Below are 26,716 nucleotides of genomic sequence, written 5' to 3'. Positions count from 1 at the left end.
ACCACGCACGTCGCATCGTCCGCTCCTCCCGCACCCGGCCCCGCCGGAAGCCGTCCCGAGCCTACAAGTTGACCTGCCCGCACCCCGCCGCTAATGAATACTCTGTGTCACGGAATATCTCTAAAGAGGATGAAGCGCTCTCGAAGGACATCGACCGGATGCAGGAGTTGATGTTCTCGTTGGGCCGTCGCCGTTCCCTCCGTGACCCCATCGCCAGCACCTGCGAGCAGCTCCAGTTCACGCCGCCCCAGGTGCATGCCCTGCTGTGGCTGGGCCTGGATGGCTCGCTCACCATGGGCGAGCTGGCCCGGCGACTGGGCGTCACCGAAAAGACCGTCACGGGCGTCGTGGACCGCCTGGAGCGCGAAGGCCACCTCGTCCGCGAACGCGGAGAGACCGACCGGCGCATCGTGCGCTGCCGCCTCACCGACAAGGGCAAGCAGACCTTCGCCAAGCTCGACCGCTCCATGCACCGCGCGATGGGCGTGGTGATGGGCATGCTCGACCCCGACGACCGCCAGGCCCTCTTCCGCGTCATGGAGAAGGTGCTCAGCAAGCTGGACGCGCCCGCGCCGGACACCGCGCCGGGGACCTGAGGCACTTCAGCGCCCGCCCGGCGCCCGCGCCCACAAGAGGCGCGGGTGCAGGAGCAGCGCGAACGCCTCCCGCACCGTCCAGTAGGCCCGGTCCCACGCGCGCATCCGCCCGGCGATGGGGGCGGGGCTCGTGGCCACCTCCAACCCCTCGCGCCGGAAGCACTGCCTCGCGCGCAGCAGGTGATACGGGTCGGAGACCACCACCACCCGGCGCGCCCCCCGCTCGCGCAGCACACGCGCGCTGAACCGCGCGTTGGCTTCCGTGGAGTGGCTTTCCTCCTCCAGCACGCACGCGGACGCGGGCACGCCCGCCGCCACTGCCAGCTCGCGCATCACGCGCGCCTCGGACGGCGGATGGGCGCCCACGCCTCCGGACAACACCAAACACGGCGCCACGCCCTGACGGTACAGCGCCACCGCCTGCTCCATGCGCGCCACCAGCGCGCCAGACGGCACACCGCCCGGCAGCACCCGCGCGCCCAGCACCACCAGCGCATCCGCGTCCATCACGCGCTCGCGCCGGCCAAAGCGGTCCACCCAGAAGGCCAGGCCGAACACGCCGCCCGTGAGCACGCCCGCGCACAGGAGCACCGCCCGGCGCGCACGTCCGGGTCTGGGAAGAAGGGCAAGGGGCCGCACCGCCGGGAACCTAGTCCTGCACCGGACATCCCGCGGTCCCGCGAACACCTTCAACGAGGCAATGTGTCCGCGATAACAGGTTTCACCGAGTCCGGCGGACGGACAACCCAGTGAATTGTCGCGATGCGTATCGCCCCGGAGTGGGTCTCAAGACACAATGTGCAAGATGACCCGGCCGGGGTCCGAGGCGAACCTGGAGCGGCCGGTGGGAGGCATACGGATGGATGTCAAAGGCGTCGCATTCCTGGCACGGCAGACCATGGCGGTGCAGGCCTTCGGCGAACCGGCATGGCGGACCTTCGTCGCGGAGCAGGCGAAGCGGGACCCCATCTTCGGGCAGCTCATCATGCCCGTGTCGCGCATCCCGGCGGATGCCTTCCTGCGCTTCAACGAGGCCATGACCCAGCGCTTCTACGGCGGCAACACCAAGGCCTACTGGCAATACGGCATCAAGTCCGCCGAGTACGCGCTGAGCCAGGGCCAGCTCAAGACGATGTTCGGCAAGGACGACTTCCGCCGCTTCGCCCTGTTCACCCCCGGCATCTGGAAGGGCTACTTCACCGAGGGCGAGCTGACCGCGCAGTTGCAGGGCGACACCGTGGAGCTGCGCATCACCGGCGTGCCCCGGCCGCACATCTACTTCGAGCTCGCGGTGATGGGCTTCGCCGCCGGGGGCCTCGCGTACCTGAGCGGCCGCAAGGAGATCCACCACGAGGTGGTGAAGGGCTTCAGCAAGGGGGACATGGAGGTCCTCTACCGCTTCACCCTGCCCACCCCGGCCTGAGCCTCAGGGCGCCGCGGCGGCCGTGGCCGAGCCCGCGGGCGCGGCGCCGGCCGGAGCCACGACGACCGGCGCACCGACCGGAGCCTCGACCGGCGCTTCGGGGGGCGCAAGCCGCAGGTCCGCCACCACGGGATAGTGGTCGGACACGCCCACGCGCAGCACGCGCGTGGACACCGGCGTGAACGCGCCGCACGCCATCACGTAGTCGATGCGCAGGGACGGCAGGAACAGCGGCATCGGGTAGGTGCCCGTCCCGTCGGAGCGGGTGACGCGCGCCACGTCCTGGAGCTGGCGGCGCAGCAGGCGCACCGGGCGCGAGTCCGGGTCGTCGTTCAAGTCCCCCATCAGGAGCCGGGGCCGGGTGTCCTTCGCCAGCAGCCGCGAGATGAAGACGCTCTGACGCACGCGCGCCGCGCCGTTGAAGGGCCGGCGGATGAGGTGCGTGGCGTAGACGCTCACCTCGCGCCCGTCCACGTCCAGCACCGCGTGCGCCAGCGTGCGCGGCTCCGCGCCCCGGGGCGTGGGCAGCGGGTACTGCGCCAGGGACTGAAGCGGGTAGCGAGACAGGAGCGCGATGCCATACGCGCCGCCGTACAGCCGCGTGGTGCCGAAGTGCGCGCGGTACTTCAGGCCGGTGAGCGCGGACAGCCGCTCCACCTGGTCCTCGCCGCGCGCGCGCGTGGAGCCCACGTCCACCTCCTGCAGCGCGACGACGTCCGGGCCCTCCTGGCGGATGACCTCCGCCACCTGCTCCAGCCCCTTGAGACCGGACTGGATGTTGAAGGTCATCACCCGCAGGGCGCCCGGGTCGCGCGCGGGGGCGGCGGCGACAGGGGTGGTGCCCGAGGACAGGGTGGGACGCACGGCGGGACCGGAGGCACAGGCCAGGGTTCCCGCGACGAACAGGGCGGTGAAGAGAGGGCTCGTTCGCATCAAGGGGGGCGATGGTAGGCCGCCCGCCCTCAAGCTGTCGTCCCGCCCCCCGGGCCAGGCCGGAGGGCAGGCGGGCTCAGGCCTTACGGCGGCGGCGCGCGGCCAGCGCCGCGAACACCGCGATGAGCACCGCCGGAGCGCCGCTGGTGGCCGCGGAGCAGCCGCCCTCGTCCTCCTTGATGGGCGCCGGGTCGCTGCCGCCGGTGACGACCACATCCAGCGTGGCGTTGCCGTGCGAGTCACCCGTGGCGTCGCTGTCTCCGTTCACGGAGTTGCCGGCGGCGTACACCTTGTAGGTGCCGTTGGTGGCCGGGGCCACCAGGGAGAAGTCGAAGCGCGCCGAGCCGTCGGTGAGGGTCCTGGGCAGCGTGTGCGTCAGCTCGCCGCTCATCAGCTTCGTGCCCGAGCCCGCGGTCAGCGTCGCGCCGTCCACGGCCACGTTCATGCCGGCCTTCACGCCGGGACCGCCGCTGATGATCAGCGAGTACTGGCCCGTCTGGCCCGCCGTCAGCGCCGTGGGCCCTTCCAGCGTCACCGTGGGGGCGCTCGCCCCGCCGCCGTGGCAGCCGGACGCGGTGCAGGACACGCTCTGCTTGCCGCTGCGCCCGTTGATGCCGGTGGAGTTGGCGAACGCGGAGCCCGCGACAAGGCACACCGCGACCGCGCCCACGGACGGAAGAATGGACCGCATGGAATGAACCTCCTGGGGGGAACTCAGGAAAGAGGAGGCACCCTTGTAGCGCGGCGCGGCGTGGAGCGCAGCAGGCGACACTCCCCTGTGACGCGGAGACAGGGCCTACCGCGACCTACAGTCGGGAGAAGGCGTCGTGGAGGGCCTTCTGGCCGCCGCGCTCCAGCACCTGGCCGTGGCAGACGACGATGCGCTCCACGTCCCACTTCATCGCACGCTGGAGGGAAGCGCGCACGGCCTCCGGGTCCTTGGTGAACAGGCGCAGGAAGCGCGGGGCGGCGAACCGGCCCAGGACGCCGTCCAGCCACAGGTACGCGCGCAGCTTCAGTCCTTCCGCGTGCGCGTAGTGGAAGGCCAGGTCGGTGACGATGGCGGTGCGGGACGGGCGGTGGAAGAAGAGGAACTCGTTGAGCTGGGGCATGCCGCGCACGTGCATCTGGTCCAGCACCGGGGCCCAGGCGGGGTCCGGCAGGTCCTCCAGCTCCAGGTCGATTCGCAGCGCCGGCTGCTTCGCGCGCAGCCCCTTGGGCGCCACCACGCGGGCGTCGGGGAAGGCCGCGGCCCAGTCCGGCAGGTGCAGGTGGTGGAAGAGGTTGGGGGCCACGAGGAAGCGCACCGGCCCCAGGGCCGCCACGTCGGCTCTCCGCTCCGGCGTGAAGGCGACGGGCGAGTGCACCCACAGCCCGCCGTCCGGCAGGCGGAGGACCGTCATCCTGCCCCCCACCGGGACGCCGAAGAGGGAGAAGGGGGCGTCGAACACGTGGACGTCGTCGGTGAGCTGGCGGGGCGCGGTGTCAGGGGGCGTGGGCATGGCGGGTCGTTTTCCAAGCACGGACGGCGTCCAGGGGACGAGTCCGGCCTGTGTCCGGCGTTGATTTCCGGAACATCCCGGCGTAGGCAACTCCCACTTTCCATCCCCTAGCAAGGTTCCCAAGCACATGGCCGAGAAGCTCACGCCCCGCGAGAAGGGCTTTTCCGAGTGGTACGTCGACCTGGTCCAGAAGGCGAAGCTCGCCGACTACTCGGACGTGAAGGGCTGCATGGTCATCCGCCCCAACGGCTACGCGCTGTGGGAGAACATCCAGCGGACGATGGACAAGATGTTCAAGGACACGGGCGTGAAGAACGCCTACTTCCCGCTGCTCATCCCGGAGTCCTTCCTCAAGAAGGAAGCCGAGCACGTGGAGGGCTTCAACCCGCAGCTGGCCGTCGTCACGCACGCGGGTGGCGCGAAGCTGGAGGAGCCGTACGTCATCCGGCCCACGTCCGAGACCATCATCAACCGCAGCTTCTCCAAGTGGATCCAGAGCTACCGCGACCTGCCCCTGCTGGTGAATCAGTGGGCCAACGTGATGCGCTGGGAGATGCGCACGCGCCTGTTCCTGCGCACCACGGAGTTCCTCTGGCAGGAGGGCCACACCTGCCATGAGACGGAGGCGGACGCGGAGGAGCGCACGCTGCAGATGCTGGAGGTCTACCGCACGTTCGCGGAGGACTACATGGCCATGCCCGTGCTGCCGGGGCGCAAGTCGGAGTCGGAGAAGTTCGCCGGCGCGCTGCGCACGTACAGCATCGAAGCCATGATGCAGGACAAGAAGGCGCTCCAGGCGGGCACCAGCCACAACCTGGGCCAGAACTTCGCCAAGGCCTTCGACACCACGTTCCAGGGCCGCGACGGCAAGGTGCACCACGTGTGGCAGACGTCGTGGGGTTCCTCCACGCGCCTCATCGGCGGGCTCATCCTCACGCACTCGGATGACGCGGGCCTCGTGGTGCCGCCGAAGATCGCCGCCACGCACGTGGTCATCATCCCCATCGCCGGCAAGGCGACGGACGCGGAGAAGACGCAGGTGATGGAGAAGTCGCACGCGCTCGCCGCGGACCTGCGCAAGGCGGGCCTGGGCGTGGTGGTGGACGACGACGAAACGAAGGGCCCGGGCTTCAAGTACAACGAGCACGAGCTCATCGGCACGTGTCTGCGCATCGAGCTGGGGCCCAAGGACCTGGCCAAGGGCTCGTGCGTGATGGTGCGCCGCGACCTGCGCCAGAAGGAGTTCGTGTCGCTGGACGAGGCCGTCGCCAAGGCCCAGGCCATGCTGGATCAGATGCAGAAGGACCTGTTCCAGAAGGCCAAGGACTTCCGCGACTCGCACACCTTCGAGGTCAACTCCTACGAGGAGCTGAAGACGCGCGCGGAGGACGGCTTCCTGCTGGCGCACTGGGACGGCGACCCGAAGACGGAGGCGCGCATCAAGGAGGAGACGGGCCTCACCACCCGCTGCCGCCCGTTCAGCCTCAAGCAGGAGCCGGGCAAGTGCGTGATGACCGGCAACCCGTCGCAGGGCCGCATCGTGTTCTCCAAGGCGTACTGAGCACGCTCTGACGTGTGCCGCACCGCGGGGCTGGGAGGCGACTCCCGGCCCCGTTGTCGTTTCAGCCTGTCAGCTGGCGGCGAGCAGGCCGCGCTTCCGGGGCAGGTAGGTGGCCACCGGCTCCGGCTTGCCCGCGACGGGCAGCGGGGCCGCGGCCTCGAAGTCGAAGGTGTCCCTGCAGCGCTCGCGTGTGGCGTGGGAGACGAGCACCGGGGTGCCGACCTTCTTCGTCAGGCCCTCGATGCGGCTGGCCAGGTTCACCGCGTCGCCAATGACGGTGTACTCGCGGCGCTGCTCGCTGCCGACGGCGCCCACCACCACGCGGCCGGTGTGGATGCCCACGCCGATGTCGAGCGTGAACTCCCCCCGGGCGGTGCGCTCCCGGTTGAGCGTCTCCAGCGCCTCCAGCATGGCCAGCCCGCAGGCGACGGCGGCCTCCGGGTGGTCGGGCTGATCCAGAGGGGCGCCGAAGTACGCGAGGATGCCGTCGCCGATGAACTTGTCCAGGGTGCCGCCGTGGCGGAACACCACCTCCACCATGCGCGACAGGTACTCGTTGAGCAGCGCCACCACCTGGGGGCTGTCCATCCGGTCCGACAGCGTGGTGAAGCCGCGGATGTCGGAGAACAGCAGCGTCACCTCGCGGTGCTCGCCGGCCTCGCCGTCGGTGCCGCGCTCGGAGATGCGCCGGGCGACCTCCGGGGAGAAGAAGCGGCCCAGCCGTTCGCGCTGCATCTCCTCGCGCACCACGTCCGTCACCAGTCCCATCACCGTGCGGCTGATGAAGAAGGCCACGGACGACGCGAGCACCATCACCAGCACCATGCCGGGCAGGAACTGGGAGGGCGCCAGGCCCGCGCTCAAGGTGAGCAGGGCCACCGCGACGATGCCCAGCGCCGTGGCCCCCGCGACAATGAGCCGTGACAGCGTCACCATGGACACGATGACCACCAGCACCAGGTACACGCCCATGGTGAGCAGCGCGGTGGGCACGCCGTTGGCGGTGGCCGGGATGGCCTGCGCCTGGAGGAAGTAGATGAGGGGCATGTCCAGCAGCGCCACGCCCAGCGCGGGCCGCCGCAGCAGCTCCGGCACCCGGCGCGCCGCCGCCCACAACACCGCCGCGAGCGCGATATAGGCGCCCAGCACGCCGCGCGACACGCTCCAGTCGTCCGCCAGGGCCAGCAGGAGCCACGCGGTGGTGGCGCCGACGCGCGTCATGTTGAGCCAGGAGCCCACATCGGCCCGCCACTCTTCCAAACGACGTTGCAGGGTGGCTTCGGCTCGGGCGCGTGAGAACAGAAACCGCATGTATCAACACAGGCTACCCCACGCATGGGGCGCTCTCCAGGCGGGGGCGCCCTGCGTTAGGGTCCTGGCCCATGGCGAGCATCGGGCACGTGGCGGTGGGCATGGCGTTGGGGCGTTACGAGACGGGAGCGGGCGCGCCCTGGCGGCGGCGGGTGGCGGTGATGGCGTTCCTGTCCCTGCTCGCCCTGCTGCCGGACGCGGACGTGGTGGCGTTCGCGCTGCGCACCCCCTACGCGGCGACGTGGGGACACCGCGGTGCGTCGCACTCGTTCGTGTTCGCGGCGGCGGTGGCGCTCGCGGTGGCGGCGCTGGCCCGGTGGAAGGGAGAGTCCGCCATGCGCTGGGGCCTCGTGACGCTCGCGGCGGTGGCCAGCCACGGCATCCTGGACACGCTCACGGACGGCGGGCTGGGCGCGGCCCTCTTCTGGCCCTTCTCCAACGCGCGCGTCTTCGCCCCGGTGCGGCCGCTGCCGGTGGCGCCCATTGGCGCGGGCATGCTGTCCGCGCGAGGCCTGTACGTGAGCGGCGTGGAGCTCCTCGTGTTCCTGCCCGCCTGGGTCTACGCGCTGTGGCCCCGGAAGAAGGCGCGCGCGGCAGGGAGCGTCCAGGTTCCCTGAGGGAGGTCTTTCACGATGCGCCTGTTCACCGCCGTGACGCTGGGAGACGCCCTCACCGCAGAAACCGAGCGGGGCATCGAGCGCCTGCGCGCCCTGGCCCCGGACGCGAAGTGGGTGCGGCCGGAGGGCGTGCACCTGACGCTGCTCTTCCTGGGGGACGTGGAGGACAGCCGCCTGCCGGAGCTGCGCGACGCGCTGGAGCCGGTGGGGCTCTATCACTCGCCGTTCGTGCTGTCGGTGGCGGGCGGCGGGGCGTTCGGCTCACCGTCCCACCCGCGCGTGCTCTGGGCGGACGTGCGCGGGGACACCGCCGCGCTGAAGGCGCTCCAGGCGGACGTGGCGCGCGCGCTGGAGCCCCTGGGCTTCACGTCGGAGCACGGCGAGTACGTCGCGCACCTGACGCTGGCCCGGGCCCGGCCCCCGCGCGGGGACCCGGCGCTGGCGGCGTGCGCCCGCGAGCTGCAAGGCGCGTCCTGGGGTGAGGGGCGCGTGGACCGGCTGGTGCTGTTCGAGAGCACGCGCGGCCACTACGTGCCCCGGCTGGAGGTGATGCTGGAGCGCGGCTAGCAGGCGCGCAGGGACTCCGCCACGGGCACGGCGGCGGGCAGCGTGACGGTGAGCAGCGTGCCGCGGCCCTCGCGGCTCTCCGCGCGCAGCGTGCCGCCCAGGCCGGTGACGATGGTGTGGCTCACGGACAGGCCCAGGCCGGTGCTGTTGGGGCGCGCGGTGGCGAAGGGCTCGAAGATGTGCGCGAGCGCGTCCGGGGACAGGCCCTTGCCGGAGTCCTGCACCTCCACCACCACCTCGCCGTCCTCGCTGGTGTAGGCCGCCACGCGCAGCACGTTGTGCGCGGCGTCCTGCATGTCCATCTGCTGCAGGCCGTTGAGCAGCAGGTTGAGGAAGAGCTGGGTGAGGCGCGCCTCGTCCGCGTCCACCGTGGGCATGTCGTGGAAGTCCCGCTCCAGCCGCGCGCGGTGCTGCAATTCGCCGCGCAAGAGCTTGAGCGCGTTCTCCAGCACCGGCTGCACGGCCACGCGGGCGCGGTGCTCCGGCGGCTTGCGCGACAGCGTGCGCAGGTCCTGCACGATGTGCTTGAGCCGGGTGGCGCCCTCCACCGTCTCGCTCAGCGCATCCAGCATGTCGTCCAGGTCCGCGCGCGGCACGGGCTTGCCGTCCAGCAGCGGCTGCTTCAGGCGGTCCATCTCCTCGCGGATGTACGAGAGGTTCGCCAGCACGAAGGCCAGCGGGTTGTTCATCTCATGGCCCACCGCCGCCGCGAGCGAGCCCAGCGCGGACAGCCGGTCCGCCTGGAACAGCCGCGCCTCCAGTTGCTTGCGCAGCGTCACGTCGCGCGCGAACACGCGCAGGCCCGGCGGGTCCCACAGCTGCGCGACGGTGAGCTCCCAGTAGCGCCCGTCCAGGTGCACCGTGGGCGGCGGCTCTCCCGGAGGCGCGCCCCGCCATGCCCAGACGATGGCCGCGTTCACCAGCGGGTGCGCGGCGCCCTTCTCCACCAGGTCCTGGAAGGCCGCGTGGGTGGCGGGGTTCGCGTACCGCAGCTCCCCGCCCATGCCCAGCTCCAGGAGCGGCTCCGGGTGCAGCAGCGGGAACGACGCCAGCCGGTACAGCGGATCCTCCAGCGCGCGCAGGCCGCTGACGTCGCGCACCAGCAGGCCCAGCCGCATCCCCGTGTCCCCGGGCGAGGGCTCGCAGGGGGTGATCTCCGCCGCGTAGACGCGCTCGTCGCCGTTCACGGTGAGCCGGTACTCCAGCCGCCCGTCGGAGCCGCCCCGGAGGACGGCGTCGAGCAGGGACATGAGGGGCTTGCTCGCGGCGGTGCCCAGGACCTCCTCCAGCTTGCGCCCCTCCCCGCCGCGCATGTCCAGGCCGAAGGCGCGGCCGGACGGGGACCACAGCCGCAGGCAGCGGCCTTCCGCGTCCAGCTCTCCGGCCAGGTACTCGGCGGCCCCCGTGGGACGCGGACCGGCGGCGGGCGCGTCCAGACCGGGCGACCGGACGAAGGTCTCCACCCGGAAGGGGCCCATGAGCATCTCCAGGCCCGCGCCGTCGGTGTTCATCCGCGTGAGGACGGAGATGAGCGCCTGCGCGTCCGCCTCCGGCATCCGCTTGGTGAGGATGAGGCCGTCGGCGAGCGTGGGGATGGTGAAGAGGAACGGCGTGAGCCGGGGGGCGTCCGCGCCCAGGTACGTCGTCAGCGTGGCGCGCATCGCGTGCGCGTCCTTGTGGTTGCAGAAGAGCGCGCACAGGTCCGACTCGCCGCGCATCACCGCGTCCAGCGCCTTGCGGTAGGTGCCCAGGAAGCGCTGCTCGGAGAAGAGCGTGTCCGGGCGCAGGCCCAGCGACTCCAGGTGGCGCACCGGCAGCAGGTGCCCGCCGGTGGAGCGCGGCGCCACCCACGCCACGCGCTTGCCCGCCAGCGTCTCCAGCGTCAGCGGCTCGTCCGAGCGGCAGATGAAGGCCGCGTGGTAGTAGCAGCTGCCGGAGCGCACCGCGCGCAGCACCGCGCGCGCCTGCGGCTCGAAGGCGTTGCACTGCTCGGCGGTGCCCCAGGCCATCTCCACCCGGCCTGAAGCGAGCTCCGCCTCCAGGTACTCGTAGGTGGGCGCCATGGACATCACCACCGGGCGGCCCATCCGCTCCGACAGCGCCCGCGCGAACAGCTCCACGCGCACGTGCTCCCGTACCTCGCCGAGGGACGGATAGAGCAGGCAACGGATGGGCGAGTTCGATGCGGTCACGACGAATTCCTCCGATGGTCCCCCTCTCCCGCACGCACGGACTGCCGGCTCGCGAGTGCTGCGTAGTTACCTGAAAATTTCCGGCAATGCCACACTATTCTTGATTCGCTGTAATAAGTAGATTCCCCAGGTTTACCACGCTCCGACCCAGGGTCGGAAGCGACTTCCACATACCAGGGGTGAAACCCGCTCTGAGATGGCTGGCACCGGGGCTGCACTGGAAGTGGGTGGACGGGTGCAGCCCATGAAAGGGACGGACGGATGCGCTGGCTTGTCAGGGGACTGTGGCTGTTGGCCCTCGTGCTGGTGGGGGCGACGTGGCTGGTGGGCCGCGAGACGAAGGCGGCGCCGCGCGAGGCGGAGGGCGTGGCGGCGAAGGTGCGGACGGGGGACGTGGTGTTCCAGACGTCGGGATCACGCCAGTCGAAGGCCATCCAGGTCGCCACGCACAGCCCGCTGTCGCACGTGGGGCTGGTGGAGGTGACGCCGGAGGGGACGTTCGTGGTGGAGGCGGTGCAGCCCGTGAAGCGCACGCCGTTCGCGCGATGGAAGGCGCGTGGGGTGAAGGGGCGGCTGCTGGTGATGCGTCCGCAGGGAGTGGATGACGCGGCGAAGGCGCGGGCGGTGGAGGAGGCGAAGCGGCACCTGGGCAAGCCGTACGACGCGCTCTTCGGGTGGGGGGACGAGGCGATGTACTGCTCGGAGCTCGTGCGCAAGGCGTACGCGGCAGGAGCGGGCGTGGAGTACGGCAGGATGGAGCGGCTGGGCGACCTGGACGTGGCGGGGCTGAAGCGTGAAATCGCCGAGCGCTACCGCGGTCCGGTGCCGGTGGACCTGGAGCTGGTGACGCCCGCGAGCCTGGCGGCGGATGCCAGGCTCGCGGTCGTGTATTCGGATTTCCCGCGGGCGCCCTAGCGCTTCACGCGCAGGACCTGGAACCCCTTCCCTCCGGCCCCAAAGCCCTTCAGGTTGTCCGCGCGCACCACCAGGTCGCCATTGGACAGCACGCCCCAGACCTCCGCGCGGGCCAGGACGCCGCTGGTGGTCCGCTCGTAGGTCCGGGCCTCCGTCCAGGTCACGCCGTCCGTGCTGGTGAAGAGCCGCGCGTAGAGGTCCGACGCGGGCTGCACGTCGCCCACGTCCGCCCGCGCCGTTCCCAGCACGAAGCCGCCTCCCGGCAGTGCCTCCAACGAGTACGCCGGTCCCGGCAACGTCATCAGCGCGTCCACGCGTCCGCTCGCGTACACGCGCAGGAGCTTCGGGTGCTCGGGCTCATAGAGCGTGGACTGCCCCAGCAGCAGCTCTCCGCCCGACAACACCGTGCCTGTCACCGCGTTGGCCGCGTAGCCGCCCATCACCTTCGTCCAGGTGCGGCCTCCGTCCGTCGAGCGCATCACCGCCGCCTGCGCGCTGCTGCTCCCGAACGTGGCCCACAGCACGCTGCGCGTCGTATCCGCGTACAGCGCCGTGCCGTGCCGGTGGTCCTGGAACGTCGCGCGCGGGGTCCACGTCGCTCCGCCGTCCGTGCTCGCCCACAGCCGCAGCGGCGTGCTCCCGGACGTGAACGTCTGGTACTCCAGGAAGAACACCGTGCTGCCCAGCTCCGCGAAGCTCGCGGGAGACATCGCGCGGTAGCTCCCCAGCGAGGCCACGTCCGCCCACGTGCGCCCGCCATCCGTGGAGCGCTCCAGGTGGTAGCCGCCGCCGCGGCTCATCTGCGCCAGCAGCGTCCCGTCCTTGAGCGCCGCCATCACCCAGAACGACGCGCCGCCCACGCCCTGCCCTCTCGCGCTGAAGGTGCGCCCGCCATCCGTGCTCGCCAACAGCTTCGAGCGGCTCCCGTCCAGCGCCAGCGCGTACACGGTGCCCGCGCCGTCCACGGCCAGCACCTCGTGCGTGGTGTTCGTGAACACCGGCTCCAGCGTCACCGGCCCCTGCGTCCCGCCATCCACCGGCGGCGTGCCCGCGTCCACGCCTCCATCCGAGGTGCCCGAGCCGGCGTCCGGCGTCCCCGCGTCCACGCCTCCATCCGAGGTGTCCGAGCCTCCGTCGCTCGCACCACCGCCATCCGGAGTCCCCGAACCGGCATCCGGAGCACCGCCGCCATCTGGCGTCCCGCCGTCCTGTCCGGAGCCGCCGCCTCCTTCCGGCTGGCGAGCCAGCGCCACGCGCATCACCCGGCCGCTGGAGTTCGCGTCCACCGCGTCGCCGTAGAAGCACGGCACCTCCGTGACGCTGTCCGGCAGCACGTCCAGGGTGCTCAGGTAGCCCTTGAAGCTCGTGCGCGAATCCAGCGTCACCGGGTCGCTGAACACGCCGTCGCGCAGCACCCGCACGCGGATCTCGTAGTCCGTCGCCGTCTGGAAGTGATTGTAGAAGACATACAGCGCGTCCCCGATGCGCGTCACCGCGGGCTGCAGCGCCCAGTCCGGCGTCCCCTCCACCAGGATGCGCGAGCCGAACGACGTCCCGTCGAAGCGCCGGTAATACAGCCGCTCCGTCTCGTCCTTGTAGACCAGGTGGATGCCGCCCCTGCCGTCCTCCACCGCGCTCAGCGCCGCGCCGTGGTAGATGCCGTCGGAGAACGCGTCCCGCTGCGGCCCCCACGTGTCCAGCGGATCCGCGGCATCACGCACCCGCATCCGCGTGGGCTCGAAGCCGTCGTGCATGGCCCAGAAGAAGACGAGCTTGGACCCCACGCTGAGCAGCCGTCCCCCGCCCCGCTTCCGCGTCCGCCCCAGGTCCGGCTGCTTCTGGAAGCTCGCGCCGCCGTCCGTGGACACCGCCACCACCGCCGTGGCGCCGCCGTCCGGCTCCAGCCGGAACGCCTGCACCCACAGCCGCCCCTTTGAATCCCGCGCCAGCAGCGCCCGCGAATACGCCGTCGAGCTGTCCGCGTTGAACACCCGCACCGCCGGCTCCGGCGCCCAGGTGTCCTGCGCCGCGTCGTAGCGCCACCACTGGAAGTACACGTCGTGCCGCGACGACGCCGCCAGGGACGGGCCTTCGTACGCGTAGACCATCGCCACGTCGCGCCCCACCGCGACCAGCTCCGCCCGGTCGTGGTGCGACGCATCCGGCTGGATTTCCGCCAGCTTGGAGAAGCCCTGGAACCCGTCCTCGGAGCGGAACAGGTTCAGCCCCTCGCCCCCGGCCCCCTGCTGCTGGATGGCCAGGAGCCACGTGGGCGCATGCCCATTGCCTGTCTCGATTCGAACCGCGTGCCGATGCGCTGGCAGCGTCAGGGCATTGCCCCCGCCAGCCGGCACCATGGGCACTCCTCCCGCCGCCACCACCGTGGTCAGCAGGGCCCCCACCCAGGACATCATGTGATTGTGCGCCCCCTGTCGTATCCCCGCCCGAAAGGTAGGGATGGCAGACCCGGGAGCAATCCGGTGGAGGCGGACACGAAGGGCCCGGCCTTCTCCACGCGGACAGGTGAACACACCCACCGCGCGACGCCCCCCAAGACTGTTGGGAGCGTCGCGTCGGCGCCCTGCGACTACTTCGCCTTGCGGCGGCGCGGAGCGGCGGTGCCCGCGTCGGTGGTCGTGCCCGCGTCCATGCCCTCGAGCGTGCCCGCGTCACCGGCGGTGCCGGCGTCCGGCGGCGTGGCCGTGGTGATGGCCGGGGGCGGGTTCACCAGCTTCAGCGAGGTGAGGAACGTGTCCGCCGTGGTGTTGGGGTGGTTGGGGTTGTAGATGACCAGCAGCGTGTACAGACGCGGGCCCACCAGGAAGTTGCGCGCCTTGATCTCCCCGACCACCGGCGAGCTGACCGTGTAGGCCTTGCCGGGGTAGCCATCCAGGGTGACGTCCGACTCTTCCTTGATGGTGCCCTGGACCTGCTTGACCAGGCCGTCCTTGCCCTCGTTCAGCAGGGCCTCCGGGGGACGGCTCGCCACCAGGCGCTCCGGGTAGTCCGCGGTGCTGACGGAGTAGATGGTGCCGTCCTCGGTGCGCGAGGAGAAGGCCGCGGTGTTCACCGTGTTGGCGCCCAGCGGGACCTGCTTGCGCTCCACCTGGGGCTCCGTCGGCATGCCGATGGTGAAGCCTTCCGTGGCCTCGTAGGGCTTGAAGGCCGGGGCCGGGGCACCCGTCTCGGTGCCGCCCGCCTCGCCCGGAACGGGCTCGTTGGGCACATCCTCGATGGTGGAGGTGGCCGAGGGACCCCCGGTGCCGCCCGAGGAGGAGCCGTCGGTCTTCTGCTGGTTGGCGCACGCGCCGGCGATGAGCGCGAGCGTGGTGAGCGAGGCAAGGAGGAGGCGGGACAACGGGCGCATGGGCACGCTTCCTGAGAGGGAAGTGGAAGGAAACAGACTGTCTTGCCGGACGGTAGACGAAGTCCTCCGCCGCTGACTACCCGAGTTTCGACGCGGCGCGAGCAACTTGCCCAAGCCCCGCCCCCGAAAGCGTCCGGGGGCGGACAACGCGCACCAGGGCCGGAAATTCGGCGCGGGAGGGCTATTCGCCCAGGTACGCGCGCCGCACCTCGGCGCTGTCCAGCAGCGCCTTGCCGGGGCCGGCCATCACCACCTCGCCCGTCTCCAGCACGTAGCCGTAGTGGGCGGCGTTGAGGGCCAGGTGCGCGTTCTGCTCCACCAGGAGCACGCTGACGCCGGTGGCGTTCACCTCGCGCAGCGTGCGGAAGATGGTCTCCGTCACCTGCGGCGCCAGGCCCAGGGACGGCTCGTCCAGGAGCAACAGCTGCGGCTTGCTCAAGAGCGCCCGGGCGATGGCCAGCATCTGCTGCTCGCCGCCGGACAGCGTGCCCGCCAGCTGCTTCTGACGCTCGCGCAGCACCGGGAACAGGCTGAAGCCCTTGTCCATGTCCAGGCGCACCTGGGCGGTGTCCTTGCGCAGGTACGCGCCCAGCTCCAGGTTCTCCGTCACGGTGAGGTTGGGGAAGATGCCCCGGCCCTCCGGCGCATGCGCCATGCCGCGCGGCACCAGCTGGTGCGCCTTGAGGCCGGTGATGTCCTTGCCCGCCAGCGTGATGCGCCCCGCGGTCGGCTTGAGCATGCCGCTCACCGCGCGCAGGGTGCTCGTCTTGCCCGCGCCGTTGGCACCGATGAGGGCCACCATCTCGCCCTTGCCCACCGTCAGGGACACGCCCCGCAGCGCTTGGATGGCGCCGTAGCGGACCTGGATGCCCTCCACCGACAGGAGCGGCTCGAACGCGCGCCGCTCGCCCAGCACCTTCACCGGCTCGCTCACGCCGCGCCTCCGTGGGACTCCAGGTAGCTGTCGCCCAGGTACGCCTCGATGACCTTGCGGTCGCTGCGCACCTCCGCCGGGGCGCCGCGGGCGATGGTCTCTCCGTGGTCCAGCACGGTGATGCGCTCGCAGATGCCCATCACCAGCTTCATGTCGTGCTCGATGACCAGCACCCCCAGCGAGAACTCGTCGCGCAGCCGGCGGATGAGCACCATCAGGTCCGCCTTCTCACGCGTGTTCATGCCCGCCGCGGGCTCGTCCAACAGCAGCACCTTGGGGCGCGTGCCCAGCGCGCGGGCGATCTCCAGCCGGCGCTGCTCGCCGTAGGGCAGGTTCTTCGCCTCTTCGTCGCGCCGGTGCGACAGGCCCATGACCTCCAGGAGGTGCTCCGCCTGGCGCGTCAGCTCGCGCTCCTCGGCCTGGAAGCCGGGGGTGAGCAGCAGCGCGCGCCACCAGTCGCGGTAGTTGCGCATCGCCGTGCCCGCCTTGGCCAGGGGGCCCATGACCACCGGGTGCAGCGCCCCTTGCGCGCGGCAGGCCACCTTCACGTTGTCCAGCGCCGTCAGGGCGCGGAACAGGCGGATGTTCTGGAACGTGCGCGCGAGGCCCAGGTGGTTGATCTGATGCGGCACCCAGCCGTTCACCCGCTGCCCGGCCACGCGCACCTCGCCCTCGGTGGGCTGGTACACGCCGGTGAGCACGTTGAACGCGGTGGACTTGCCCGCGCCGTTGGGACCGATGAGGCCCAAGAGGTCGCCCTGGCGCACGGTGAGGTTGAAGTCCGTGAGGGCCTTGAGGCCCCCGAAGCGGATGCTCACGCCGGACGCCTGGAGCAGCGCGTCTCCAGTGCCCGAGGCGGAGACAGGAGTCACGGCGGCGCTCATGTCAGCCCCTTCTTCTTCCGGGGAAGCCACCGGGGCAGCACGTCCCAGAGCTCCTTCGTGCCGAACAGGCCCTGCGGCCGCGCCAGCATCAGCACGACCAGCATGATGCCGTACACGGGCATGCGGATCTGATCCACCTTCTGCGCCAGGCTGCCCCCCGCGCCCAGCGCGCCGAACAGCGAGCGCAGGCCTTCGGGCAGCAGCGTGAGGAAGATGGCCGCGACGATGGCGCCCGTGCTGGAGCCCAGGCCGCCCAGCACCACCATGACGACGATCTCCATGGACTTCACGAAGGTGAACGAGCCCGGGTTGATGATGGGCACGAAGTGCGCGAACAGGCCGCCGGCGATGCCCGCGAAGAACGACGAGATGACGAACGCGCGGACCTTGTAGCCGGTGGTGTCCACGCCCATGGCCTCCGCGGCCACCTCGTCCTCGCGGATGGCCCACAGGCTGCGGCCGTGGCTGGAGCCCGCGATGCGCCGGGCCACCAGCACCACCAGGAAGACCCAGAAGTACACCATGGCCACGCTGGAGTACTGCGGGATGCCGGACAGGCCCAGCGCGCGGCCAAAGGCCTCCGTGTTCTGCACCACCACGCGGATGATCTCACCGAAGCCCAGCGTCACGATGGCCAGGTAGTCCCCGCGAAGCCGCAGGGAAGGCAGGCCCACCAGGAAGCCGCACAGCGCCGCGCAGGTGCCGCCCGCGAGCAGCGCCACGGTGAAGAGCACCTGGTCGCTGGCGGCCACCGGCAGGAAGGACAGCGCCACCTCCTTGAGCTCCAGGGACGTGACGCCCGCGATGTACGCGCCCACGGCCATGAAGCCCGCGTGGCCAATGGAGAACTGGCCCGTCATGCCGTTCACGATGTTGAGGCTCACCGCGAGGATGATGTTCACCCCCACCACGGACAGCAGGTACGTGGCGAAGGGCGAGGTGTTCAGCAGCACATCCGCCAGGACCACCATCGGCACCGCGATGAGCACGGGCAGGATGCCGCGCAGGGCCGGGGGCACGCGGCTCGCGGTTTCGTCGGACAACGTCGTCGCGCCAGGGATGGCCATCAGACCTTCTCCGCCGCGACCCGGCCGAACAGACCGCCCGGCTTCACCAGCAGCACCAGGATGAGGAAGCCGAAGGCCACCGCGTCACGCCAGGTGCTGGCCGCGTAGCCCACCACGAACTCTTCCACCAGGCCCAGGAGCAGCGCGCCCACCACGGCGCCCGGCACGTTGCCGATGCCGCCGATGACCGCCGCCACGAAGGCCTTGAGGCCCACGTACAGGCCCATGAGCGGGCTCACGGACGTGTCCTTGATGGCGTAGAGCAGGCCCGCGCCCGCCGCCAGCGCGCTGGAGAGCATGAACGTCAGCGCGATGATGCGGTCGGTGGGGATGCCCATCAGCGCCGCGGTGCGGTGGTCGAAGGACACCGCGCGCATCGCCTTGCCAAAGCGCGTCCGGTACACGAGGAACTGGAGCGCGGCCATCAGCGCCACGGCGATGAGGAAGCTGATGACCTGCCAGTTCCACACCACCACGTCGCGGTCGCCGATGATGAACCACTCGCTGGGGACGATGACCTCCGGGAAGGCCCGGGGGGACGCGCCCGGCAGGAAGCCGATGTCCAGCTGGAAGCCGTACGACAGCGCGAACGAGATGCCGATGGCGGTGATGAGCGCGGTGAGGCGCGGCTTCTCACGCAGGGGCCGGTAGGCGAAGCGCTCGATGAGGAAGCCGAGCAGCGCGCACCCCACCATGGCCACCGCGAAGATGAGGACCACGCCCCACATGGAGCGCTGCGCCTGCCGCCCGAGGGCGAAGGCGGTCGCGTAGCCCATGTAGACGCCGACCATCATCACGTCGCCGTGGGCGAAGTTGATGAGCTTGAGGACGCCGTACACCATCGTGTAGCCCAGCGCGACCAGGGCGTAGATGGTGCCGGCGGCCAGACCATTGATGAGGTGCTGGATGAGCTGCGACATGTGCCGGGGTGGACCCTGGGTTTAAGGCGAGATGGTGGTGACGTAGGTGGACTTGCCGTCCTGGACCTTCAGCACCACGGCGGACTTCACCGCGTTGCGCTTCGCATCCAGCGTGATGTTGCCCGCCACGCCGGGGAAGTCCTTCGTCTTCGCGATGGCCGCGCGCACCGCGGGGCCACTGGTGTCCGGGGCGTTCTTGAGCGCCTCGATGGCGACGCGCGCGGCGTCGTAGCCCAGCGCCGCGAGCGCGTCCGGCACCGCGCCGTTGTTGTCCGCCTTGTAGTCCGCGATGAACTTCTTCACGCGCTCGTCCGGGTTGTCCGGCGAGTAGTGGTTGGAGAAGTAGCTGCCTTCAATGGCGCTGCCGCCCAGTTCGAAGAGCTTCTCGGAGTCCCAGCCGTCGCCGCCCATCAGCGGCACCTTCAGGCCCAGCTCACGCGCCTGGCGGGCGATGATGCCCACCTCGCTGTAGTAGCCCGGCACGTAGATGCCCTCCGGCTGCGTCTTCTTGATGGCGGTCAGCTGCGCGCGGTAGTCCGTGTCTCCCTGGCTGTAGCTCTCCGTGGCCGTGATCTTGCCGCCCAGCTCCGCGAACTTCTGGCGGAAGACCTCCGTGAGGCCAATGGAGTAGGCGCTCTTGTTGTCCTGGAGCACCGCGACCTTGTTGAGCTTGAGGTTCTCCCGCGCGAACTTCGCCATCACGAAGCCCTGGAACGGGTCGATGAAGCAGACGCGGAAGATGTTCTCGCCCTTCTCCGTCACGGAGGGGTTCGTGGACGACGGGGTGATCATGGGCACGCCGGCCGCCTGGGCCTTCTCCGCCATGGCCAGGGAGCTGGAGGACGCCACCTCGCCCAGGATGAGCACCACCTTGTCCTGGGTGATGAGGCGGGTGACGGCCTGCGCGGCCTCCTCCGGCTTGCTCTGGTCGTCGTACACGCGCACGACCAGCTTCTTGCCCTTCACGCCGCCAGCCGCGTTGGCTTCCTTCACCGCCAGCGCGATGCCGTTGCGGGTGGAGATGCCGAACGTCGCCTGACCGCCCGTCAGCGCGCCCACTTCGCCCAGCACGATGACGTCGTCACCGGCCGGGGGCGTGCCGCCGCCCTGCGCGGTGGCCGGGGCCTGCGCCGCGGGGGCGCCTCCCGCCTCTCCCGTGGGCTGCGTCTTCTTCTCGCAGGCGGCCGCCAGGACGGCGAGCGCTGCGAGGAGCATCGGGGCAAGTCGTCGCATGCGGGGGCTTCCTCCGGGGGAGATGACGGGCAAAGCCCCGGTTTTCTAGGGGAGCCCTCCCCATGGGTCAAGCGCACAGCTTGGCTCCGGAGTCCCGCCAACACCCCGGAACATCGCTGTCGCCAGCCCCTGCCCCGACCATGAGTGCGCGCCCTGCCCGCTCAGGGCTCCAGCCAGAAGTGCTCCCGCCCCGACGGTCCCCGGCGGATCCTCGGTAGGACCTGGGGCCCGGCCCCTGGCGCCTCGACGGCTTCCCAGGCCGGCATGTCTTCATGCGTCAGCGACCACCCGGCGGAGGAAGGGGCCTCGGCGTCCGGTAGCGCGCCAGGCGTCCAGGAGGCGGGCTCCAGGCCCAACGTCTCGTCTCCTGACGCCTCGTCTGGGGTGGACTCCGCAAACGCCGCTCCCGCGCGGCGGCGCAGGAATCGGCCCGCCATCAGCAGTCCCACCGCGCCGGTCATCCAGCCGAGTCCCCGGCCAGGTCTCGTGGCTCGCATCGCAGATGCCTCCTCATGCGGGCCGGTCCCTCCGGACTCGCAACCTCACAGTGAGGTGTGGGGACGCGCGCGGACAACGTGAAGCCCGGGGTTCCGCTCCTGGATGCCTGCCCTCCGGACAGGGCGCGGGGAGTCGTCTGGCGCGTCGTTGCCAGCGGCGTGCGGCGTGCCGAGCCCCTGGAGCATCCAGCACCAGGGGTTTTCTTGGGCGTCATTGAACCCACTTTTCGGGTGATGGCCGAGGCGGACCCGTCAGCGTCCACTTCCCCCCCCAGGAACCCCTCTCCAGCGCGCTGGACGGCCCTGGCGCTCCGCTCGCGACCACATCCGACCCGACGTGAAGGCACAAGGAGCCAAGTCCATGATGATCAAGCGCAACGACATCAAGGAAGGGATGACGGTCCGCAGCAGCGACGGCGAGAAGCTGGGCAAGGTGTTCGCCGTGAGTGAGGGCGAGTTCCACATCGAGAAGGGGATGTTCTTCCCGAAGGACTACCTGGTCCGCTACCTGGAGGTGAGCGACATCCGCAACGGAGAGATCTACCTCAACCACGGCCGCGAGGCGCTGCGAGGGCTGTCCGACTCCGGCGCGGTGGGAGCGACGGCGGCGACGGCCACCGGCGGCACCGCGGGTGGCATTGGCGCGGGGCTGAAGACGGGAGGCCCCCAGAAGGTGGGGGACGTCAACCGGACCGGCGCGGAGAAGGTCGGCATCAAGGACCGGGAGCTGAGGGAGCGCGAGCTGCGCGCCGACCTCCGCGCCGACATGAAGGCCGACATGAAGGCCGCCGAGCGCATCGCGAACGAAGACGTCACGCTGCGCACGCACCATGAGGAGCTGGGCGTCACCAAGCACCAGCGCTCCGCGGGCGAGGCGCAGGTGCGGAAGATCGTCGTCGAGGAGAGGAAGACGGTGGAGGTCCCCCTGCGCCACGAGGAGGTGGAGGTGGTGCGCCGGGCGGTGAAGGGAGACAACATTCCCGGCGACGTGGCGACCTTCCAGGAGGAGACCATCCGCATCCCCCTGAGCGCGGAGGAGGCGGAGCTGACCAAGCGCGCGTACACGGACGAGGAGATCACCATCCACAAGCGCCCCATCGAGGAGCGCCGCAGCATGGAGGGCCGCGTCCGCCACGAGGAACTGGGAGAGGTGACGGTGGTGCGCACCGAGCCCAACGTGGACGAGGAGAAGCGCCGCACCGGCTACCGCACGGACGCGGACATCGACCCGCTCAAGCGCTCGTAGCGCCGCCAGCAGGAAGCCTCACGGTCCTTGTGCTCCGCCTCCGCATGCCGCGCCTTCACGCGCGCGGGGTGCGGGGGCTGGTGACACGCCGTCGTGTCAGCGCGGCGCGCGGATGGGGGCCTCCCGCTGGTGGTTCACGGCGGTCTCCAGCCGCTGCGAGTCGCGCAGGCGCTCCGGGAAGAGCCGTCCCGCCAGCGCCGCCAGGGCCGTATCGCGCGCGGGAGGGCTCGCGGCCACCAGCCGGTCCGCCATGGCGTGCGCGGTGGGGAAGCGGGCCGAGGGGTCCTTGGACAGCGCCACCGACAGCACGTTCCATAGCACCGCGGGCACCTCCGGAGGCTTCGTCAGCTTCTCCTGGCAGATGGCCTTCATGGTGTCCAACTCGTCCTCGCGCTCGAAGGCGCGCCGGCCCGTGAGGGCCTGGTAGAGGACGAGCCCCATGGCGAACAGGTCGCTGCGCGCGTCCAGCTTCTGGCCCAGCGCCTGCTCCGGGGACATGTAGAGCGGCTTGCCCTTCACGATGCCCGGCAGCGTCACCGTGCGCTGCGCGCGCACCTTGGCCACGCCGAAGTCCAGCACCTTCACCTGGCCGTCGAAGCCCACCATCACGTTGTGGGGGGACAGGTCGCGGTGCACCAATTCCATGGGCGTGCCGTCCTCGCCCTTGAGCGCATGCGCGGCGTGCAGCCCCAGCAGCGCCTGCGACACGATGGCGGACGCCACCGGCGGCTCCAGCGGCCCCTTGTTGGCGCGCAGGAGCCGGTCCAGGTCGATGCCGTTCACCAGCTCCATGGCCATGTAGTACGCGCCCTGCGCCTCGCCGAAGTCGTAGACGTGCACCAGGTTGGGGTGCGACAGCCGCAGGCCGATGCGCGCCTCGTCCAGGAACTGCTGCACCATCTCCGGCTGCGCCGTCAGGTGGGGCAGGATGCGCTTGAGCGCCACCAGCCGCCCCAGCCCCTCCGGCCCGCGCGTGCGCGCGATGAGCACCTGCGCCATGCCGCCCGTGCCCAGGGGCTTCACGACCTCATAGCGGCCAATGCGCCCGCGGTTGACGGGCGTGCCCTCCACGTCCAGCTCGTCCAGCCGCTCCAGGGGGCCCCGGCCGTCCGTCAGCGCCAGGAAGGACAGCACCGCGGAGTCCAGCTGCTCGCCAATCGCCTCCACCAGCCCCATCACCCGCTGGCCGCCGTCCTCGAAAGACCCGTCCACCACCAGGCCCAGTCCGCCCAGGTTCAGCCGCCCCAGGGTGAGCTGCTGGCAGAAGAGCATCCGGCCTTCGCGCAGCTTCCGGGGGCCGCTCCAGTGGGCCGCCTCGAAGACGTCCACGCCCAGCTCGCCCAGCACGCGCGTCAGCACCGGGCCTCGCGTGCCCCGGAGCGACACGAAGCCCGCCTTCGCGTGCACCATGCGGGCGCACTGCGTGAGGAACACATCCAGGCCGGTGTCGAGGTCCAGCCCCCGCTCCAGGCAGTCCTCGAGGATGTCGTCGGCCATCCGGTTCACGGCCATCAGGCCGCGCAGGAAGGCCAGCTCTTCTTCCGGGGATTGGAACGCCACGCGCCCATCAATACCCGAAAACCCGGCGGGGATGGAGCGCCCACCGGGTGGGACGTCAGACGCGCTCGCGCTCCACGCGGACCACCGTGGACAGGGACTCCGGCAGCTCCGGGCTCACCGGGCGGGTGACGGTGTGCTCCAGCAGGCCGTGGCGGTCCAGCATGTGCTCCAGGTGCGCCACGCGGGCGCGCAGCCCCTCCAGCTCCCCGGCGGACACCTGCCCGCGGGCCTGGACCTCGCGCACGCGCAGCCACGTCTCAATCACGGGCTTGAGGGCGAAGCGCAGCGTGAGGCCGAGCAGGGGAATACCGACGGTCATGCCGGTGACCATGATGATCATCACGGCTTCGGTCAGTTCCATGGGGACGGCTCCTGGGGAGGAAAGGGGCGGACCCCGGTCCTACGAACGAGGGGACCGGGCGATTGCACCGCCCGGCCCGCGTCCCCGGGGTAAGGCATCAGCCGGACTTGGCCTGGTCCGTGTAGATGGCGTCCGCGATGCGGTACGCGCTGCCCTCCAGCCGCTGGAAGGCCTCCTTCAGGACGCCCGCGTCGGAGGTGTTGAGCACGGAGCGCAGGCGCTCCAGGTCCGCCTGGATTTCGCCGCGGTCCTTCTCCGACAGGAGGTTGGCGTACTCCTCCAGGCTCTTCTCCGTGGTGTAGATGAGCCCGTCCGCGTTGTTGCGCAGCTCCGCCAGCTCCTTCTTCTTCTTGTCGTCCGCGGAGTGCGACTGGGCGTCGTTGATCATCGCCTGGATTTCGGCTTCCGACAGGCCGGAGTTGCCCACCACGCGCACCTGCTGCTGCTTGCCGGTGCCCAGGTCGCGCGCGCTCACGTGCACGATGCCGTTCGCGTCGATGTCGAAGGACACTTCAATCTGCGGCACGCCGCGCGGCGCGGGCGGGATGCCCACGAGCTCGAAGCGCGCCAGCGTCTTGTTGTCCGCCGCCATCTCGCGCTCGCCCTGCAGGACGTGCACGGACACGAGCGGCTGGTTGTCCACCGCGGTGGAGAACACCTGGCCCTTCTTGCAGGGGATGGTGGTGTTCTTGTCGATGATCTTCGTGAAGACGCCGCCCGCCGTCTCCACGCCCAGGGACAGCGGCGTGACGTCCAGGAGGAGGACGTCCTTCACCTCGCCCTTGAGCACGCCGCCCTGGATGGCGGCGCCCACGGCGACCACCTCATCCGGGTTGATGCCCTTGTGGGGCTCCTTGCCGAAGAACTCCTTCACCTTCTGCTGCACGCGCGGCATGCGCGTCATGCCGCCCACCAGGAGGACCTGGTTGATGGCCTGCGCGGTGATGCCCGCGTCCTTGAGCGCGATGCGGCACGGCTCGATGGAGCGGTCGATGAGGTCCGCGACCAGGGCCTCGAAGGTGGACCGGTCCACGGTCTCCGTGAGGTGCTTGGGGCCGGACGCGTCCGCGGTGATGAACGGGAGGTTGACCTCCGTCTCCGGGGCGCTGGACAGCTCGTGCTTGGCGCGCTCCGCGGCTTCCTTCAGGCGCTGGAGCGCCATGCGGTCCTTGCGCAGGTCCAGGCCGTTGTTCTGCTCCGCGAAGCGCTTGGCCAGGTAGTCGATGAGGCGCTGGTCGAAGTCCTCGCCGCCCAGGAACGTGTCGCCGTTGGTGCTCTTCACCTCGAACACGCCGGCGGTGAGCTCCAGGATGGAGATATCGAACGTGCCGCCGCCCAGGTCGTAGACGGCCACGCGCTCCGTGGTGGCGTCCTTCACCTTGTCCAGGCCGTACGCGAGCGCCGCGGCCGTGGGCTCGTTGATGATGCGCAGCACGCTCAAGCCCGCGATGCGGCCCGCGTCCTTCGTGGCCTGGCGCTGGCTGTCGTTGAAGTACGCGGGGACGGTGATGACGGCCTCGGTGACGGGCTCGCCGAGGTAGTCCTCCGCCGTCTGCTTCATCTTCATCAGCACGATGGCGCTGACTTCCGGCGGGCTGTAGCCCTTGCCGCGGATCTCCACCCAGGCGTCGCCGTTGGGGCTGGAGGCCACCTTGAAGGAGGAGACGCCAATGGCCTTCTTGGCCTCCGGCGAGTCGAACTTGCGGCCGATGAGGCGCTTGGCCGCGAAGACCGTGTTCTCCGGGTTGGTGATGGCCTGCCGCTTGGCAATCTGGCCCACCAGGCGTTCACCGGAGTCGGTGAAGCCCACCATGGAGGGCGTGGTGCGGCTGCCTTCGCTGTTGGGGATGACCACCGGCTCGCCGCCTTCCATCACGGCGACGCAGGAGTTGGTGGTGCCCAGGTCGATTCCAATCACCTTCGCCATGACTACTGACTCCCCCCGGAGGAACTGTCGGACGGCGCGGAAGTCTGGGGCTCCGCGCTGCTTTCTTCAGAGGCCTTCGGTGCTTCCGTGCCGGCCGCGGGCGCGGCGGCTTCCGGCGCCGCGGCGACTTCCGGCGCGCGGGCGACGACGACCATGGCGGGACGCACCAGGCGGTCGTTGAGGTAGAAGCCGCGCGTCACTTCAAAGAGCACGTGGCCCGACGGGACGTCCGCGGACTCCACCTGCTGGATGGCTTCGTGCAGGCGCGGGTCGAAGGGCTGGCCCTTGGCGGAGAAGCCCTTCACCCCGTGGCGGGCGAGCGAGTCCTCGAAGGACTTGCGCGTCATGGCCACGCCCTTCTGGAAGCTGTCGAAGTCGGGGGACTTACCGGCGGCGTCGAGCGCGCGGTCCATGTTGTCCACCACGGGGAGCAGGTCCTTGAGGAGCTTCTCCACGCCGAACTTCTGGACGTCCTCCTTCTCCTTCTGCGCGCGCTTGCGGTAGTTCTCCAGGTCCGCGGCGGAGCGGATGGCCCGGTCCTGGAAGTCCTTGGCGCGCTCGTGCGCCTCCTTCAGGCGCTCCAGCGTCTCGCGGGCCTTGGTCTGGCTGAACTCCAGCTGCGCGCGCAGCGACTCCACCTCCTGGCGGAGCGCGGCCGCGTCCTCGGTGGGGGGAGCGGCTTCGGGGGTGGAGGCGTCCGTTCCGGCGGCCGGGGCGGAGACGTCCAGCTCCACCTCCGTCTCCGAGCCCGCACTGTCCGCGTCTCCGTCCATCCGACGCTCGACGCTGCGAACCGCCTCGTCGATCACGTCCTGCCCGATGTCCGTCTGGATGCTGCCCTTGTCCTTGTCATTGGTACCCGACACGGCGCGCACTATCTCACGCGACGGGGAGCGATCCAACAGGACCTGGGGCGGTCGCGCATGCCCGGCGTGCGGGCAGGCGCGACTTCATGGGGAGCGGAACTTCACGCCCCGGGCGCGGGCTTCTTGCGGCCCAACGTTTTCTTGGAAGCTGGTTTCTTCGGGGCCCGGGCGCCCTTGGCGGCGGCGGGAGCGCCCGCGGTCTTCTTGCGCCCGATGGACTTGGGGCCGGCCTTGGAC

Annotated in this window: 25 protein-coding genes; 7 read left to right on the top strand and 18 right to left on the bottom strand. The window is 70.6% G+C overall.

The features are described from left to right. The first annotated feature begins 158 nt into the window (after positions 1–158). Positions 159–596 carry a MarR family winged helix-turn-helix transcriptional regulator gene (locus tag D7V80_RS27940; protein ID WP_233585789.1) on the top strand — a complete coding sequence of 146 codons (438 nt, stop codon included), beginning with the start codon at positions 159–161 and terminating at the stop codon, positions 594–596. A gap of 6 nt (positions 597–602) precedes the next feature. Here the strand turns inward: D7V80_RS27940 and D7V80_RS27935 are convergent, their stop codons facing one another. After that, on the bottom strand, positions 603–1,235 hold the full coding sequence (locus D7V80_RS27935; protein WP_120591051.1) for a YdcF family protein: 633 nt from the start codon (positions 1,233–1,235) through the stop codon (positions 603–605). Between the two features lie 220 nt (positions 1,236–1,455). Here D7V80_RS27935 and D7V80_RS27930 point away from each other — a divergent pair, with 220 nt between their 5' ends. Further along, positions 1,456–2,019 carry a hypothetical protein gene (locus tag D7V80_RS27930; protein WP_120591057.1) on the top strand — a complete coding sequence of 188 codons (564 nt, stop codon included), beginning with the start codon at positions 1,456–1,458 and terminating at the stop codon, positions 2,017–2,019. A 3-nt stretch (positions 2,020–2,022) separates the two neighbouring features. Here the strand turns inward: D7V80_RS27930 and D7V80_RS27925 are convergent, their stop codons facing one another. From D7V80_RS27925 to D7V80_RS27915, 3 genes are all read right to left on the bottom strand, one after another. Next, complete coding sequence (locus D7V80_RS27925; protein WP_120591050.1) at positions 2,023–2,952, bottom strand: endonuclease/exonuclease/phosphatase family protein; 930 nt, start codon at positions 2,950–2,952, stop codon at positions 2,023–2,025. Between the two features lie 76 nt (positions 2,953–3,028). Beyond that, on the bottom strand, positions 3,029–3,643 hold the full coding sequence (locus D7V80_RS27920) for an MXAN_6652 family MXYO-CTERM-anchored protein (protein ID WP_120591049.1): 615 nt from the start codon (positions 3,641–3,643) through the stop codon (positions 3,029–3,031). Between the two features lie 115 nt (positions 3,644–3,758). Continuing rightward, complete coding sequence (locus tag D7V80_RS27915) at positions 3,759–4,454, bottom strand: DUF4336 domain-containing protein (protein ID WP_120591048.1); 696 nt, start codon at positions 4,452–4,454, stop codon at positions 3,759–3,761. 127 nt (positions 4,455–4,581) lie between these two features. Between D7V80_RS27915 and proS the strand changes: the two genes are divergently transcribed. Then, the gene (proS, locus tag D7V80_RS27910; protein ID WP_120591047.1) at positions 4,582–6,015 is read left to right on the top strand and encodes a proline--tRNA ligase; all 1,434 of its coding nucleotides are present in this window, start codon (positions 4,582–4,584) and stop codon (positions 6,013–6,015) included. Between the two features lie 69 nt (positions 6,016–6,084). On the opposite strand, the gene D7V80_RS27905 is transcribed toward proS, so the two are convergent. Next, a complete protein-coding gene (locus D7V80_RS27905; RefSeq protein WP_233585787.1) occupies positions 6,085–7,236 on the bottom strand; it encodes an adenylate/guanylate cyclase domain-containing protein in 1,152 nt (383 codons plus the stop codon). Between the two features lie 161 nt (positions 7,237–7,397). On the opposite strand from D7V80_RS27905, the gene D7V80_RS27900 reads away from it, so the two are divergent. Next, positions 7,398–7,943, top strand: coding sequence for a metal-dependent hydrolase (locus D7V80_RS27900; protein ID WP_120591045.1), 546 nt, complete (start codon positions 7,398–7,400; stop codon positions 7,941–7,943). 15 nt (positions 7,944–7,958) lie between these two features. Beyond that, positions 7,959–8,510 (top strand): RNA 2',3'-cyclic phosphodiesterase, encoded by a 552-nt coding sequence (gene thpR / locus D7V80_RS27895; RefSeq protein ID WP_120591044.1) that lies wholly within the window; start codon positions 7,959–7,961, stop codon positions 8,508–8,510. On the opposite strand, the gene D7V80_RS27890 is transcribed toward thpR, so the two are convergent. Beyond that, positions 8,507–10,702, bottom strand: a complete 2,196-nt coding sequence (locus D7V80_RS27890) for a PhnD/SsuA/transferrin family substrate-binding protein (RefSeq protein ID WP_120591043.1) — start codon at positions 10,700–10,702, stop codon at positions 8,507–8,509. The two genes, thpR and D7V80_RS27890, sit on opposite strands and share 4 nt — an antisense overlap. A 261-nt stretch (positions 10,703–10,963) precedes the next feature. Here D7V80_RS27890 and D7V80_RS27885 point away from each other — a divergent pair, with 261 nt between their 5' ends. Next, complete coding sequence (locus tag D7V80_RS27885) at positions 10,964–11,617, top strand: YiiX/YebB-like N1pC/P60 family cysteine hydrolase (RefSeq protein WP_233585785.1); 654 nt, start codon at positions 10,964–10,966, stop codon at positions 11,615–11,617. Here the strand turns inward: D7V80_RS27885 and D7V80_RS27880 are convergent. The 8 genes from D7V80_RS27880 to D7V80_RS27845 all read right to left on the bottom strand — a co-directional run bounded on the left by D7V80_RS27880 (position 11,614) and on the right by D7V80_RS27845 (position 20,519). Next, entirely contained in the window at positions 11,614–14,031 is a 2,418-nt protein-coding gene (locus D7V80_RS27880) for a sialidase family protein (RefSeq protein ID WP_233585784.1), read from the bottom strand. The two genes, D7V80_RS27885 and D7V80_RS27880, sit on opposite strands and share 4 nt — an antisense overlap. A 173-nt stretch (positions 14,032–14,204) precedes the next feature. Next, the gene (locus D7V80_RS27875) at positions 14,205–14,984 is read right to left on the bottom strand and encodes a hypothetical protein (RefSeq protein WP_233585782.1); all 780 of its coding nucleotides are present in this window, start codon (positions 14,982–14,984) and stop codon (positions 14,205–14,207) included. A gap of 181 nt (positions 14,985–15,165) precedes the next feature. After that, positions 15,166–15,918, bottom strand: a complete 753-nt coding sequence (locus tag D7V80_RS27870) for an ABC transporter ATP-binding protein (RefSeq protein WP_014400036.1) — start codon at positions 15,916–15,918, stop codon at positions 15,166–15,168. Beyond that, positions 15,915–16,802, bottom strand: a complete 888-nt coding sequence (locus tag D7V80_RS27865) for an ABC transporter ATP-binding protein (protein WP_120591041.1) — start codon at positions 16,800–16,802, stop codon at positions 15,915–15,917. The genes D7V80_RS27870 and D7V80_RS27865 overlap by 4 nt, the downstream gene beginning before the upstream one ends. Then, positions 16,799–17,869, bottom strand: a complete 1,071-nt coding sequence (locus D7V80_RS27860) for a branched-chain amino acid ABC transporter permease (RefSeq protein WP_120591040.1) — start codon at positions 17,867–17,869, stop codon at positions 16,799–16,801. The genes D7V80_RS27865 and D7V80_RS27860 overlap by 4 nt, the downstream gene beginning before the upstream one ends. After that, positions 17,869–18,789, bottom strand: coding sequence for a branched-chain amino acid ABC transporter permease (locus tag D7V80_RS27855; protein ID WP_014400039.1), 921 nt, complete (start codon positions 18,787–18,789; stop codon positions 17,869–17,871). Before D7V80_RS27855 ends, D7V80_RS27860 begins: the two co-directional genes overlap by 1 nt. A 21-nt stretch (positions 18,790–18,810) precedes the next feature. After that, positions 18,811–20,022: an ABC transporter substrate-binding protein gene (locus D7V80_RS27850; protein ID WP_120591039.1), complete on the bottom strand. Its 1,212-nt coding sequence runs from the start codon at positions 20,020–20,022 to the stop codon at positions 18,811–18,813. Positions 20,023–20,183: 161 nt separating this feature from the next. Beyond that, positions 20,184–20,519 (bottom strand): hypothetical protein, encoded by a 336-nt coding sequence (locus tag D7V80_RS27845; RefSeq protein WP_147447233.1) that lies wholly within the window; start codon positions 20,517–20,519, stop codon positions 20,184–20,186. Positions 20,520–20,880: 361 nt separating this feature from the next. On the opposite strand from D7V80_RS27845, the gene D7V80_RS27840 reads away from it, so the two are divergent. Then, positions 20,881–21,765, top strand: a complete 885-nt coding sequence (locus D7V80_RS27840; RefSeq protein ID WP_233585781.1) for a YsnF/AvaK domain-containing protein — start codon at positions 20,881–20,883, stop codon at positions 21,763–21,765. A 96-nt stretch (positions 21,766–21,861) separates the two neighbouring features. On the opposite strand, the gene D7V80_RS27835 is transcribed toward D7V80_RS27840, so the two are convergent. The 4 genes from D7V80_RS27835 to grpE all read right to left on the bottom strand — a co-directional run bounded on the left by D7V80_RS27835 (position 21,862) and on the right by grpE (position 26,479). Beyond that, the gene (locus tag D7V80_RS27835; protein WP_370452548.1) at positions 21,862–23,325 is read right to left on the bottom strand and encodes a serine/threonine-protein kinase; all 1,464 of its coding nucleotides are present in this window, start codon (positions 23,323–23,325) and stop codon (positions 21,862–21,864) included. Between the two features lie 55 nt (positions 23,326–23,380). Beyond that, positions 23,381–23,686, bottom strand: coding sequence for a hypothetical protein (locus tag D7V80_RS27830; protein WP_120591037.1), 306 nt, complete (start codon positions 23,684–23,686; stop codon positions 23,381–23,383). Between the two features lie 97 nt (positions 23,687–23,783). Continuing rightward, positions 23,784–25,613, bottom strand: coding sequence for a molecular chaperone DnaK (dnaK, locus tag D7V80_RS27825; RefSeq protein WP_120591036.1), 1,830 nt, complete (start codon positions 25,611–25,613; stop codon positions 23,784–23,786). A 2-nt stretch (positions 25,614–25,615) separates the two neighbouring features. Next, positions 25,616–26,479 (bottom strand): nucleotide exchange factor GrpE, encoded by an 864-nt coding sequence (gene grpE, locus D7V80_RS27820; RefSeq protein WP_233585779.1) that lies wholly within the window; start codon positions 26,477–26,479, stop codon positions 25,616–25,618. Positions 26,480–26,716: the final 237 nt, after the last annotated feature.

The organism is Corallococcus sp. CA054B, from assembly GCF_003611625.1.
Lineage (GTDB): Bacteria > Myxococcota > Myxococcia > Myxococcales > Myxococcaceae > Corallococcus > Corallococcus coralloides.
This window is presented reverse-complemented; position numbering and strand designations above follow the sequence as displayed.

What these genes read in the sequence shown, in the direction of transcription:
- D7V80_RS27905 (WP_233585787.1), bottom strand. Translation starts at nt 7,236, where the DNA reads ATGACGCGCGTCGGCGCCACCACCGCGTGGCTCCTGCTGGCCCTGGCG.
- D7V80_RS27860 (WP_120591040.1), bottom strand. Translation starts at nt 17,869, where the DNA reads ATGGCCATCCCTGGCGCGACGACGTTGTCCGACGAAACCGCGAGCCGC.
- D7V80_RS27940 (WP_233585789.1), top strand. Translation starts at nt 159, where the DNA reads ATGCAGGAGTTGATGTTCTCGTTGGGCCGTCGCCGTTCCCTCCGTGAC.
- dnaK (WP_120591036.1), bottom strand. Translation starts at nt 25,613, where the DNA reads ATGGCGAAGGTGATTGGAATCGACCTGGGCACCACCAACTCCTGCGTC.
- D7V80_RS27915 (WP_120591048.1), bottom strand. Translation starts at nt 4,454, where the DNA reads ATGCCCACGCCCCCTGACACCGCGCCCCGCCAGCTCACCGACGACGTC.
- D7V80_RS27920 (WP_120591049.1), bottom strand. Translation starts at nt 3,643, where the DNA reads ATGCGGTCCATTCTTCCGTCCGTGGGCGCGGTCGCGGTGTGCCTTGTC.
- proS (WP_120591047.1), top strand. Translation starts at nt 4,582, where the DNA reads ATGGCCGAGAAGCTCACGCCCCGCGAGAAGGGCTTTTCCGAGTGGTAC.
- D7V80_RS27880 (WP_233585784.1), bottom strand. Translation starts at nt 14,031, where the DNA reads ATGATGTCCTGGGTGGGGGCCCTGCTGACCACGGTGGTGGCGGCGGGA.
- D7V80_RS27840 (WP_233585781.1), top strand. Translation starts at nt 20,881, where the DNA reads ATGATGATCAAGCGCAACGACATCAAGGAAGGGATGACGGTCCGCAGC.
- thpR (WP_120591044.1), top strand. Translation starts at nt 7,959, where the DNA reads ATGCGCCTGTTCACCGCCGTGACGCTGGGAGACGCCCTCACCGCAGAA.
- D7V80_RS27885 (WP_233585785.1), top strand. Translation starts at nt 10,964, where the DNA reads ATGCGCTGGCTTGTCAGGGGACTGTGGCTGTTGGCCCTCGTGCTGGTG.
- D7V80_RS27850 (WP_120591039.1), bottom strand. Translation starts at nt 20,022, where the DNA reads ATGCGACGACTTGCCCCGATGCTCCTCGCAGCGCTCGCCGTCCTGGCG.
- D7V80_RS27930 (WP_120591057.1), top strand. Translation starts at nt 1,456, where the DNA reads ATGGATGTCAAAGGCGTCGCATTCCTGGCACGGCAGACCATGGCGGTG.
- D7V80_RS27900 (WP_120591045.1), top strand. Translation starts at nt 7,398, where the DNA reads ATGGCGAGCATCGGGCACGTGGCGGTGGGCATGGCGTTGGGGCGTTAC.
- D7V80_RS27845 (WP_147447233.1), bottom strand. Translation starts at nt 20,519, where the DNA reads ATGCGAGCCACGAGACCTGGCCGGGGACTCGGCTGGATGACCGGCGCG.
- D7V80_RS27925 (WP_120591050.1), bottom strand. Translation starts at nt 2,952, where the DNA reads ATGCGAACGAGCCCTCTCTTCACCGCCCTGTTCGTCGCGGGAACCCTG.
- D7V80_RS27855 (WP_014400039.1), bottom strand. Translation starts at nt 18,789, where the DNA reads ATGTCGCAGCTCATCCAGCACCTCATCAATGGTCTGGCCGCCGGCACC.
- D7V80_RS27875 (WP_233585782.1), bottom strand. Translation starts at nt 14,984, where the DNA reads ATGCGCCCGTTGTCCCGCCTCCTCCTTGCCTCGCTCACCACGCTCGCG.
- D7V80_RS27830 (WP_120591037.1), bottom strand. Translation starts at nt 23,686, where the DNA reads ATGGAACTGACCGAAGCCGTGATGATCATCATGGTCACCGGCATGACC.
- D7V80_RS27865 (WP_120591041.1), bottom strand. Translation starts at nt 16,802, where the DNA reads ATGAGCGCCGCCGTGACTCCTGTCTCCGCCTCGGGCACTGGAGACGCG.